Origin of the sequence: Paraburkholderia sp. BL23I1N1 (assembly GCF_003610295.1) — a bacterium.
GTDB lineage: Bacteria > Pseudomonadota > Gammaproteobacteria > Burkholderiales > Burkholderiaceae > Paraburkholderia.
Genome location: NZ_RAPV01000001.1, coordinates 2849100 through 2861662, shown reverse-complemented (window position 1 = coordinate 2861662; position 12563 = coordinate 2849100). Strand labels below are relative to the sequence as shown.

The following is a 12563-nucleotide window of genomic DNA, read 5'->3' as shown; positions in this document are numbered from 1 at the left end:
GTCACAGTGATGGTTGTTTCACGTTGCGGTTCCCGCGCCCGGACGCGGCGCGGGAATGTCCGGGGTGTTCAGACGGAGCTGTTGTTCATAAAGTATGAACAAGTAAAAAAGTTGAACGGCCCGGGCCCGTCGTTCATAATGGCTACGTGTTCACGATTTATGAACAAGCGAAAATTATGAACGACCACGATCCATATGGCCTTGCGGACTTCGATCGCCCGACACAGGCATTGCTCACTCACCTTATCAGCGACGCAACCCGGCGCAGCCGTGTTCCCTTGAGTGTTATAGGCTTTCGTCCGGCTGAGCGAAGTGATGGTTTGACCGAGGAGGGGAAACTGACGCTCGATGTGAACGGCGCCGTCCAGCAATACACACTCGCCACCCGACGCCGGATGAGATCGCGGGCGGAAGTGAGCGCACTCGTCGCGAAGAACCGCGCCGCGGCTTTTCCAGTCCTGCTGGCCACTGCCTATTTGACGCTCGCGTTAGCGGACGAATGCGTCGAGCAAGATCTGCAGTTCATCGACCTTGCCGGCAATCTGTACGTGCACGCGCCTGGCCAGTACATACTTGTAACAGGCAGGCCCGCGAATGCCGAGATCAGGCGTTTGACATCGAAATCGGGGAAGCCCGCCATCTCCGCGAGCGCCTCTGCGCTCAGAATGATTTTTGTGTTGTTATCTGCTCCAGAGTTGCTTAACCGTCCATACCGGGAAATTGCCGCGGCGGCGGGTGCGGCGCTTGGCACTGTTGGCAGTGTGCTGGATGACCTGCGTGAGCGCGGCTTGCTGGCGGGCGCGGACGACCGGCGATTGCTCGATTCCGCAGCGCTCAGGGAAGAGTGGGCGATCAACTATCCGCTTCGTCTGCTGCCGAAGCTCAACGTGCAACGGTTCGCCGTAGGCGATCCATCGTGGTGGCAGCATGCCGAGCTTCCTGCAGGGCAGGCGTGGTGGGGCGGGGAGGTTGCTGCCGCAAAACTGACCGGGCAGCTTCGGCCGGCCGCGCAAACGCTTTATGTCGAACCGTCGGCAAGACCGGATGTGACGATGGCACTCGCGAAGCGTCACCGCTTACGTGCCGATCCCGCCGGCACGCTGGAAATCATTGATGCCTTCTGGCATCTCGACGAATCACGGACGGAAAAAGTGACGGCGCCACCTCTGCTTGTGTATGCGGATTTGCAGCGTACAAGGGAACCCCGTAATGCGGAGGCTGCGGTGTTGATTCGCAACCAGATGGAGCAGGCGGATGACTTGAGTCCAACTTAAGACGCCGCTGCCGGAAGGAAAGCAGGTTTTGCTGACAGTCATGGATCGCGTGGCCCGGCTGACGAACCTGCGGTACTTCGTTGTCGGTGCGACGGCGCGCGACATCCTGATGTATCACCTCCACGGATTCCCTCTCAACCGCGCCAGTCCCGACATCGACTTCGCCATGGCCATCGAGAACTGGACAGTGTTTGAGGCGCTCAGGGCGACGCTTCTTCAGGAGCCGGGCTTCCGGCCGGACGCGAAGGTCCTGCATCGGCTTCACTATTCGCCAGCCGTTGGAGATGGCTTTCCGGTCGATCTGGTCCCGTTCGGCGTCGTCGAGATCTCTCCCGCGCAAGTGGCGTGGCCTCCGGACATGGCAATCGTGATGAACGTAGCGGGCTACGCCGAAGCGCTGGATAGTGCGGTGACCGTGTGCATCGCAGATCACTGCGAGATCCCCGTTGCATCGATACCGGGTCTCGTGATAACGAAATTGATCGCGTGGCTGGACCGTGGGCAGTCCAATCCGAAAGACGCGGTGGACTTCCGGTATCTGCTGGAAAATTATGCTGCTGCAGGCAACGCCGACAGGCTGTATGGAGAGGAGTTGCCACTGCTGGCTGCATGCGATTACGTGTTCGAGCGCGCCGGTCCCAGATTGCTGGGATTGGATATAGCGTCTAATGTTTCCGCGGAAAGCAGGCAACAAATCGTCGGCATTCTGGATGCCCCCGACCTGCATGATCGGCTGGTGATGCATATGTTGCTGGGCGAGTCTCACTACGGCGACGCGGTAGGGGAGATTGAGAACCGGCTTGCTGAATTCAGGATCGGGCTCGTGGATTGGCCTGGGCCGTAGTTTCCTGACAGTACCCGAGGGAGAACCGTTGCAACGGCGCGGAAGATCTATGTCGCGATGGGACGGGCATATGGCAGTCTGCGCTTCGTAATTCTGGTGCCGAGCGTGACTCCACTTAACAGAACTTCGGACGACCACAGTTGCCCGCTTGCGTGAGATGCACCACTGAGTTTCGGGTTGGTGGCCGTTGTCCTTTTTCGATACGATATCTGTCGAGATCGTGGGAAATGCGTCGGACCGGAGCCCCTACCGCACGAGCGGTTTCGTTCGACCGACCCTGAACGAACGGTCTCTTGCATATGTCGAATGTCGCTTCATTCGCCCATGACGGACAATCAACTGAAGTCACATCACAGATTGGAGCGATGACCCGTCTGCTCCGACAGGCAGCGCAGAGGAACGTGGCGGTGATGCCACGTTTCAGCCAGCTGCATTGATAACATCTAGACATCAATGCTTCGAAAAAATGCACTTATCGCGTAACTCCATTTGCGTGAGTATCTGTACTCAAGATTCCAGCGAGATTGGGACGAAAGTAAGACGCATCGGAGACAAGGCTATGTACAACGCAAGGCGCACCTGGGGCTAACGATCGCCCCTTGGGCCGGGTAGTCTCGAGCCCCAGCCGGTTCGAGCACCGGACAACTCAACACACGTCAGCCACACATTCCGAACGCCATCGGCGTCACGGCCGCTTGTCACGCCTGGCGCTTTTCGCGTAACGGCCAATCTGAACACCCGTTCTTTTTATATCGCTATGCCCTTCAGGAGACAACTTCATGCAAATCACCGGTATGTTGCACGGCGCGTGCCTGTTGCAATTCGTCGGATTCCCGGCGAGTGAGATCCTCGGCCCGAGCGCCAGCGAGGAGGAGATCAAGACTTTGATCGATCGTCATCGCCAGATATTCATCAAGCCCGTCTTCAAAGGCGGAGTCGGAAAAAAGGGGAAGGCTGGTTTACTCGGCCGCGCGACCGATCTCAAGACTGCGTTGATCGAAAAAGAGCGGTTGTACTTCGCCGAGCATTCCGTCGGCTACCTGAAAGCAAAGTCGAATGGCGTGACGTTCGAAGCCGGCGTTCCGGCCCAGCATGAGGTCTATTTTTCGATCACCGACTCCACGCGTTTTCGTGCGCCGACCATGACGCTCTCGCATAAGGGCGGCATGGATATCGAAGAGGTCGACCCGAGGCATGTGGCGATGGTGCCCTTCGACGCGTTGACGGGCCTGAAGGCGTTCGTCGTGGCCAACGCGCTGAGCGAAATCGGTGCGCCGAAGGAGATCATCTCGCCGCTCGTGCAGCAGTTGCCGAAACTCTGGGAGCTCTTTCACGATTTCGGCATGACGACACTGGAGTTGAATCCGATCCGCATGCGCGAAGACAAGAACGGACGACTCACACCCGTCGCCTGCGACTTCAAGTGCGGTTTCGATCGCGACGATCCGCGATGGACGCGCCTCGGGCTGCCGCAACACCTGTTCGCAGCGGACTACTCCGACTTCGAGCACGAGATCAATCAGTTGCGCACGCACCAGGGCCAGAGCGACGTGTATGTGATCAACGAGGAAGGCACGATTCTCGCACCGACGTTCGGCGGCGGCGCCAACTCGCTCGTGACTGAAATGCTCGGCGACGCCGCGATCATCTCGTCGGATTTCGGCGGCAATCCCCCGTACGCGAAGATGAAGGAAGTGGCCCGTATCTGCTTCAAACACTGGCTCAAGCAGTCGAATGTGCTCTTCATCATCGGCGGCAAGTCGAACAACACCGACATCTTCGAAACGCTGCGAGCGATGGCCGACGCTCTTCGCGAACACTTCAGCGAGTATGGGCCGACACCGCTTTACGTGGTGCTGGGCCGGGGAGGCCCGAACCTCGTGCGTGGGATGGCCGCGCTGAGAGACACATGCGAGTCGCTCGGTCTGCCCTATCGGCTCTTCGGATTCGATTCCGACATCAGCGAGGTCATCCAGTACGCTCGCAAGGCGGATACGTGGATGCGCGAGGGTGGCCGGGACGAAATCGCAGCACGGATCGGCGCGACCTCGATTAAAACCGACACGGCTCAGGCCTGAGGAGAACGACGTGTACAAACAACACAGCAGCCAGTTCAAGTATTTCGTAGGCGTCAGCTCGCTGGCGCAGATCGCCACGCGCGACGATCGCGTGTGCGTGCTCAATATCCTGGGCGGTGAGTCCTCGGACGTGACGCCCGTTAGTCATGCGTTCTCAGGCGGGAATATTGTCTTCGGCACGGCGCCGGGCAAAGGCGGGCAAGTGCTCACCACATCGATCGGAGATATCCCGGTCTACAACAACGTCCGCGAGGGTCTGGAAGCGGGGCATCGGTTCAACTGCGGCGTGGTCTATCTACCGCCATCGGCGGCCCGCGACGGCGTCGCCGAACTGATCCGCGTCAATCCTGATCTGAAGAAGATTTTCATCATCACCGAAAAGATCGCCGTACACGATGCCCGCGAAATTCGCGTGATGGGTCAGCAAGCGGGCATCGACATCTTCGGTGCGAACGGGCTCGGCGTCGCTGACTCGTGGAATCGCGTGAGAATCGGCGGGGCACTCGGCGGCGATAGTCCGGACGATTCAATGCGCAAGGGATCGATCGCCATCTTCTCGAACTCCGGCGGCTTCAGTACGACGATCGCGCAATACCTGCGCATGAGCGGCTGGGGCACGTCGACCGTCATCTCGAGCGGCAAGGACGTCTACATCCACTATGCCGCGCCGGAATTTGCGTTCGCACTCGCCAACGATGCTCGAAGCAAGGCCGCTGTGCTCTATTGCGAACCGGGTGGCTACTACGAGGCCGACGCGGCCTTCACGAAACCGGTGGTCGCCTGTGTGGTGGGCCGGTGGAAGAGCCGCCTCACGCGTGCGGTCGGCCATGCGGGCGCGATGGCCGGCGGCTCCGACGACGCGCAAGCCAAGGAGCGCTGGTTCATGGAAAAGTTTGGCGTCGACCACCTCTTCACGCCTGACGATCCGTGCTGCTCCGCCAAGGGCGCGGTCGTCACGAACATCGCGCATATCCCGGCGGCGCTGAGCGCCGTCATGCGCGCCAACGCGACGATGCCTGACTTCGAGCCCGAAGGCAGCCTTGCGCTCAAGCCGTGGTTCGGCTCCGACCAGGGAATTCAGCTTCCGTCCGACCTTGCGATCCCCGTAGTGAAAGCAGTGGCGCCCTACGACGAGCAAGTCCTGCAGGTCAATCGACAAGTCGGTGCGATTGCGCCACGTCAGGCGTTGAAGGATGCGTCGGGAGCATCGCAGATGGATGCGAAAACGCAAGTGAGCAGCCTGTATGGCGCCTCGATGCTCGAAGCGGCGACGCATTCGCTCGAAGCCAACGTCTGCCTTGCCCTGCTTCACGAGTTCGGCGGAGAAAACGACGAGAAGCTCATCAATGTCGCGATCGCTGCGTCCGTCAATCTGCACGGAACGCCGGAACTCGCGGCAGCGCAAGCCGCACGAGAGGCCGGCAACGCACCCAACGCCATCCTGGCCGCCGCGGCCTCGATCATCGGGCCGAATCGTCAGCGCGCGGCGCGGGATGCCGCGAAATGGATGATCGATCGCTTCTCGGCAGCCGGCCTTACGAGCGCGCTCGACGAGAACTTCGACATCACCCGGATCGACGCCGGCGGCTGTGAAAAGCTCTTCGCCGACACCCGCGACTCGCGCGCCGAAGTGATGCTCGCGGGACTCGACGAGCGTGGGGTCAGGTCGGTCCTCGTGCGTTGGCTCACGTCTCAGCCCGCTCACCCGACGGCGGATGCCATGCTCGCTGCGATCACCGTGACGCTCGCGTGGGGGCCTCTGATGCGCAAGCGCATCTCCCGCGTCACTGCCGAGAGCCTGCCCTGGTGGACCATGTTGTTCGGGACGCTGATCGGTGCATCGGCGGACGCCTCGCGACACCGTCCCGACGGCTTTTGCGGCTTTACCACGCAAGCGCTGCTGAACGAACGCAGCCTGACAGAAATCTGTTTTGCCGCGTTGCTCAACCTCGCGCCGGGGCCCGACGATCTGTTCGCCTTCAAGACGCTCGTCGGTCTGCTGCTCACCAACGGCCCAGGAGCCATCTCGGCGCAGGGAGCAAAGGGTGCGGTATCCGCTGACGGTCCGGAAAGCCCCGAGCGCGTGCAACTCAACAAGGCGCTGGTCGGCTTTCTCACCCATACAGGCTATACGCACGGCGGCAATGGCTATGAAGGCATCGCGTTCCTGATCGAAGCGTTCAGGGACAGCGGGCTTGCCGATCCGTCCGACCCCGCGCACGGCGTGGACCTGCGCTCGCTGGCCGAGCGCTCGGTCGAGCGCTATGCGCAGTACAAGGCCCGACAGAAGCATGCCGGCAGCCTCGATATCGCGAAGCTGCCGGGCGTGAACCATCCCGTCTTCAAGGACAGGCCGGTCAACTACGACCCGCGCGAAGTGTTCATCGCGGAACTGTGCGGGAAGCGTGGGGAATATAACGTGTTCCATGCTTTCTATCGCGAACTGGTGCAGGCGTTATTTGATGCCGGCGTCTCCCGCAACGTGTACTGCGTAAACGTCGATGCCGTGATTGCGGCGCTGCTGCTGAAGATGCTGTGGCAGCCGCTGCAACGTGGTGAATTGACTGAGACCGATCCGGAAACCGCCGCATTCACGATCTTCCTTTATCCCCGCATGCTCGGATGCGCGGCGGAAATCGACGATCACCTGAACCGGGGGCGCAACATGGACACCCGAACGCCAGCGTCCCAGTGCCGCTTCGTAGCTTGAGCGTTTCGCCGACACTGATAACCTACGGACATCAATCGTTTCAAAAATAGCACTTATCGTTTCGTGTGGTTCGGGCGAGTATTCGACAAATAACAAATCGCCCGAACACCGCAAGTTCAAAATTTCTGGAGACACCTCGATGCATTCCTCCTCACCCCCGCTGGCCCCCGGGCAATCGAAGGCATCCGCCGTGCTACGCGTGACGGCAGGCAACTTCCTGGAGCAGTTCGACTTCTTCCTGTTCGGCTTCTATGCCACGCAGATTGCCGCGGTCTTTTTCCCGGCGGGGAGCGAGTTCGCTTCACTGATGATGACGTTCGCAGTGTTCGGCGCGGGCTTCCTGATGCGGCCGCTCGGCGCGATCATCCTCGGCGCGTATATCGACGATGTCGGTCGCCGGAAGGGCTTGATTGTCACGCTGTCGATCATGGCGAGCGGCACCATCCTGATCGCGTTCGTGCCCGGCTATGCGGCGATCGGACTATTCGCACCGGCCCTGGTTCTCATTGGCCGTCTGCTGCAGGGCTTCTCCGCGGGTGCGGAACTAGGCGGCGTATCGGTTTATCTCGCCGAGATGGCGACGCCGGGGCGCAAGGGTTTCTTCACGAGTTGGCAGTCGGCGAGCCAGCAAGTGGCGATCGTCATCGCTGCCGCGCTCGGCTTCGCGCTCAATCAGTGGCTCGACACGGCGGCGATCGCTGCGTGGGGATGGCGCGTGCCGTTCTTCGTCGGCTGCATGATCGTGCCGTTCATCTTCATCTTGCGGCGCAATCTCGAGGAAACGCAGGAATTCAAACAGCGCCAGCATCGCCCGAGCATGAAAGAAGTCTTTTCGACGCTCGTCCAGAACTGGACTGTCGTGATCGGGGGCATGCTACTGGTCGCAATGACCACCACGAGCTTCTATCTGATCACAGTGTATGCGCCGACCTTTGGCAAGACGGTACTGCATCTGAGCACCGCCGATAGCCTGCTCGTCACGCTGTGCGTGGGGATCTCAAACTTCATCTGGCTGCCGATTGGTGGCGCCCTCTCGGACCGGATCGGACGCCGTCCGCTCCTTCTCGGAATGACAATCCTGGCAATTGCGACCGCCTACCCCGCGCTATCGCTGCTGGCTCACGCGCCGAGCTTCGTCAACATGCTGCTTGTGCTGCTCTGGCTCTCGTTCATGTACGGCATGTATAACGGCGCTATGGTCGTCGCGCTCACCGAAGTGATGCCTGTCGAAGTGCGTGTCGCTGGATTCTCGCTGGCCTACAGCCTCGCGACGGCGGTCTTTGGCGGTTTCACGCCCGTTATCTCGACCGCGCTCATTCACGTGACGGGCGATAAAGCCGCCCCGGGCTACTGGATGAGCTTCGCCGCGGTGTGCGGGCTCGGTGCCACACTCGCACTGTATCGGCGCCGTTCCGTTCCGCTGCATGCGGCTTCCTGAAGCATCGCTTCGCTCCTCGAACTTTAGCCTGACGTTCTTTCAACCATGAAATCCATCCTTCTGAAACTCTGCACCGCGGCGCTCCTCGGCAGCGCCGCCGCTGCGGCGAACGTGCAGGCCGCCGATTTGCACGTGATGAGCTCTGGTGGCTTCACCGCCGCCTACAAGCTGCTCGGCCCGAAGTTCGCGGCGTCCACGGGCAACACGCTCGATACCGCGCTCGGACCGTCGATGGGCAAGTCGCCGGAGGCCATTCCGAACCGGCTTCAGCGCGGCGAGCCTGCCGACGTGGTAATCATGGTCGGCTATGCACTCGACGACCTCATCAAGCAGGGCAAGGTGATTGCCGATTCGCGCGTCGAGCTCGCGGATTCGCGCATCGGGATGGTCGTGCGCGATGGCGCGCCGAAGCCCGACATCGGGTCTGAGGCGGCGCTCAAGGAAACCTTGCTGCATGCCCGGTCGATCGCTTACTCGGATAGCGCGAGCGGCGTCTATATCGAGCGCGAGTTGTTCAAGCGGCTCGGCATCGAGGAACAGGTGAAGACCAAGGCGAAGATGATCCCGAAGATCCCGGTGGCGTCGGTGGTTGCAACCGGCGACTTCGAAGTGGGATTTCAGCAGGTGAGCGAGTTGCTCCCGGTGAAGGGCGCGGCTTACGTCGGCAAGATTCCGGAGTCGATGCAGTCCGTCACGCGCTTTGCGGCCGGCATCCCGGTCGGCGCGCAGCATCCGAAGGAGGCGAAGGCGCTGCTCGACTATCTCGCGTCGCCCGCCGTGCAGCCGGAGGTGATATCGACCGGGCTCGATTCCGTCGCCACGCATTGAGACGACGGCAACGATTCAACCCTGCAGGTCGGCGGGCCGTTCGAAGGCTTTTTCGGGCTCATGCGCCAGGCTCAATGCATCCTTCAGACGCGTTCGGTCGCAGGCGCGCTCCCACATCGATACGAAGATCACCGCGCAGGCGTTGCTGATCACGCTCGTCAGTGCACGCGCCTCGGACATGAAGCGGTCGATGCCGACCAGTAGCGCGACGCCTGCAACCGGCAGATCGGGAATGACGGCGAGCGTCGCGACGAGCGCAACCAGTCCGCTGCCCGACACGCCCGCCGCGCCCTTCGACGTGATCAGCATGACCACGAGCATCGTCGCGATCTGGCTACCCGAGAGGTGTACGTCGCACGCTTGTGCGATGAACATCGAGGCGAGCGTCAGATAGATCGCCGTGCCGTCGAGATTGAAGGAGTAGCCGGCGGGCAGCACGAGACCCACGATGCCCTTGTCGCAGCCAAGCGCTTCGAGCTTGACGATGAGGCGCGGCAGCACCGGTTCGGTCGACGACGTCGCGAGCACGATGACGAGTTCCTCGCGAATGTAGCGCAGCAAACGCCAGAGGGAGAAGCGATGCAGGCGCGCGAGAGAACCGAGCACGCAGACGACGAACAGCAGGCACGCCGCATAGAACGACAACATCAGCATGCCAAGCGAGCCAATCGAATGGATGCCGAAACGGCCCACCGTGAACGCCATCGCGCCGAATGCCCCGACGGGGGCAAGCCGCATGATCAGCGCGAGGATGCGGAACAGCACGTGTGCGACGCTATCGATGAATTCCTGCACTCGCCGTCCGGCGCTTCTGCTGGCGTTCAATGCGAAGCCGAACAGAAGGGCAAGCAGCAGGACCGGCAGAACCTCGCCGTTCTCGAAGGCGCCGACGAGCGTCTCCGGAATCAGATGCAGTGCGAACTCGACGAGCCCGTGCGACCGCGTGCGCGTCGAATACTGCGCCAGGATGGCCGTGTCCAGATGGTGCGCGTCGATGTGCAGTCCCGCGCCCGGATGCAGCGCGAACGCGGTCGCGAGGCCCAGAACGAGCGCAACGATGGTGAAAACGTAGAACAACGCGAGCGCCTTCAGGATGGTCAGGCCGATCTTCGAGCCGCTCGCAAGCGACGTGATGCCGGTGACGATCGTGCAGAAGACGATTGGCGCGATCATCATGCGAACCAGCGCGACGAACGCATCGCTGAGCGGCTTTAGCGACGCACCGACCTGTGGCCAGAAGTGGCCGACGGTCATGCCGAGTCCCATTCCAAGCAGGACCTGGACGTAAAGCAGCCGCAATGGCCTTGGCCGTGTCATTTCGAGGTCTTCTTCGCCGCGCGGGCCATGCCGCTGCGCTTCGTGTCGAGAATCGTTTGATAGAACTGCTGCGCGGCCGGCGTGAGCGGACGCCCCCGGCGTCTGACAATACCGACTCGCCTCGTCACGACCGGATCGACGAGCGGCACGCTGGTCAAAATCGGATGGTCGCGCATGGGCATTGCCATTGAAGGCACCGCTGCCACGCCGAGTCCCGCTTCGATCAGGCCGAGCAAGGTGGTGACATGGCGAGTCTCGCAGACGCTCGGCACTGCCGGCGCCACGTTGGTCAACGCCTGATCGAGCAGCAGGCGGTTGCCGGAAGTCTTGTCCACGGATACATATTCGTGTTCATAAAGCTCGTTCCAGGTCACCTGCTTTTTTCGAGCAAGGAGATGATCGCGACGGCACGCGGCGACGAACCGTTCCTGCAGCAGGACTTTGAACTCGACCTCGGTTTCCTGGCTGCCCATGAAGCTGACGCCGAAATCGGCTTCACCGCTGATGACCGAGCCGAGCACGTCGTTGGCGCTCGAGTCCAGCAGCTTGACCCGGATCCGCGGATAGCGGCTGTGATAGGCGGCAACGACGCTCGGCAGGAAATAGTAGGCGACCGACGGCACGCATGCGATGGTCACATGACCGAGGCGGCTGCTGGAGACGTCGCGGATGCCGAGCAATGCGACATCGAGATCGTCGAGAAGTTGTTCCGCGCTTGGGGCGAACACGCGACCTATGGTGGTGAGCGTCACGCTGCGGGTGGTCCGCTCGAAGAGCCGCACGCCGAGCGCCGCTTCGAGCTTCTCGATGCGCCGGCTCAGCGCTGGTTGCGAAATATTGACCGCCTCCGCTGCTTTGCGGAAGCTACCCAACTCCACGACGGCTCGAAACGCCTGCAAATCGTTCAGGTCGAAATTGACACTCACCGGCCATTCTCCGCATTTTCGATGCGGCTATTTTGCATGATGCGGGTGAAAGCGCCCATCGAGGACAACACTCGGTGATAGCCCGCGAGGGGCTGCCGAACGCGGGATCGAGGGGCCGACCCGATACGATAAGCGATGGTCAGGCACAGCGTAGCGGGTTCGACACTTGGCCATCCATCTCACGACAATGACTGATATGTCGCCGGGCTCCGATGTGATGGACGACTCCCGCCCTTCGGGGCGACTTTTTACGCGACCTCCAGGGAGGTGAAATTTCGGGGGAAGCTCAACCCAGTCGTACGCGGCCAGCTTTACCGTCCGTATCGTTGGGCGCGATTTTCTTGATGTCACTTCCGACCCAACGCTCTTCAGAAGCTTTCAGATGCGATCGCATCGCTGCTTCCGCGGCAAGCGGGTCTCCCGCTTGCAGTGCATGCAGGACTTTATCGTGCTCTTCAACGGCAGCCATCCATGTGGCCGTATTTTCGGCGAGTTCGCTAATCCTTGCCCCGATCGGATCCCGCCTCGCGTCAAACAGATCGGCCACGTACCGGCTCAACACCGTGTTGCCAGCCGTTTCCGCGATGATGAGGTGGAATTGCCGGTCTGGTTCCAGAGGAGATTTGCCGGCGGAGGCGAGGCGATGCATCGCATCCACGCTGCGCCGCAACCGGTCCAGAGATGCGGCTGTGAGCCGCGTGCTCGCGAGCACGACGAGGCTGCCTTCGATCACGGCCCGCGCCTGCATGATTTCCGTCGGGCTTTCGCCTAGTACCGCCAGCGATCCTTCGCTTTCGTTTGCAGTGTCGCGCACATAGACGCCCGAACCCATGCGGGTCTCGACGCTGCCGCCGATTTCGAGGGCGATCAACGCCTCGCGCAGCGACGGGCGCGAAACACCCAGTTGCTGCGACAAGTCGCGCTCAGCTGGCAGTCTCGAGCCCGGAGGGAAATCCCCTCCGTGGATGAGGCCGCGAATCTGGTCGGCGACCAACTGGTAAAGCCGCTTTGGCTCGGTCTGTTTCATCTTGCTGCCAGAAGTAAAAAGTGGCCCGGTCGTCCGTCGACCGGCAATCAAGTCTACCACGCAGGCCCGGCAAGGTTTTCCGCGCATTCAGTAGGAAAGATGCGGGTTTATACCCGGTAAG

Annotated in this window: 9 protein-coding genes; 6 read left to right on the top strand and 3 right to left on the bottom strand. The window is 61.3% G+C overall.

Annotated elements, in window-relative coordinates:
- The first annotated feature begins 146 nt into the window (after positions 1 to 146).
- The 6 genes from B0G76_RS13450 (at position 147) to B0G76_RS13425 (ending at position 9172) form a co-directional block, all read left to right on the top strand.
- A complete protein-coding gene (locus B0G76_RS13450; protein ID WP_259460570.1) occupies positions 147 to 1274 on the top strand; it encodes a type IV toxin-antitoxin system AbiEi family antitoxin in 1128 nt (375 codons plus the stop codon).
- A 28-nt stretch (positions 1275 to 1302) separates the two neighbouring features.
- Positions 1303 to 2118 (top strand): nucleotidyl transferase AbiEii/AbiGii toxin family protein, encoded by an 816-nt coding sequence (locus tag B0G76_RS13445; RefSeq protein ID WP_259460569.1) that lies wholly within the window; start codon positions 1303 to 1305, stop codon positions 2116 to 2118.
- Positions 2119 to 2897: 779 nt separating this feature from the next.
- Complete coding sequence (locus B0G76_RS13440; protein ID WP_120292800.1) at positions 2898 to 4196, top strand: ATP citrate lyase citrate-binding domain-containing protein; 1299 nt, start codon at positions 2898 to 2900, stop codon at positions 4194 to 4196.
- Between the two features lie 10 nt (positions 4197 to 4206).
- Positions 4207 to 6906 carry a CoA-binding protein gene (locus tag B0G76_RS13435; protein ID WP_120292798.1) on the top strand — a complete coding sequence of 900 codons (2700 nt, stop codon included), beginning with the start codon at positions 4207 to 4209 and terminating at the stop codon, positions 6904 to 6906.
- 139 nt (positions 6907 to 7045) lie between these two features.
- A complete protein-coding gene (locus tag B0G76_RS13430; protein ID WP_120292796.1) occupies positions 7046 to 8344 on the top strand; it encodes an MFS transporter in 1299 nt (432 codons plus the stop codon).
- 45 nt (positions 8345 to 8389) lie between these two features.
- Positions 8390 to 9172, top strand: a complete 783-nt coding sequence (locus B0G76_RS13425; RefSeq protein ID WP_120292794.1) for a substrate-binding domain-containing protein — start codon at positions 8390 to 8392, stop codon at positions 9170 to 9172.
- 15 nt (positions 9173 to 9187) lie between these two features.
- Here B0G76_RS13425 and dctA read toward each other — a convergent pair whose 3' ends face one another.
- From dctA to B0G76_RS13410, 3 genes are all read right to left on the bottom strand, one after another.
- Positions 9188 to 10489, bottom strand: a complete 1302-nt coding sequence (gene dctA, locus B0G76_RS13420) for a C4-dicarboxylate transporter DctA (protein WP_120292792.1) — start codon at positions 10487 to 10489, stop codon at positions 9188 to 9190.
- Positions 10486 to 11415, bottom strand: a complete 930-nt coding sequence (locus B0G76_RS13415; protein WP_120292790.1) for a LysR family transcriptional regulator — start codon at positions 11413 to 11415, stop codon at positions 10486 to 10488. Before B0G76_RS13415 ends, dctA begins: the two co-directional genes overlap by 4 nt.
- Positions 11416 to 11701: 286 nt before the next feature.
- Positions 11702 to 12442: a FadR/GntR family transcriptional regulator gene (locus B0G76_RS13410; RefSeq protein WP_120292788.1), complete on the bottom strand. Its 741-nt coding sequence runs from the start codon at positions 12440 to 12442 to the stop codon at positions 11702 to 11704.
- Positions 12443 to 12563: the final 121 nt, after the last annotated feature.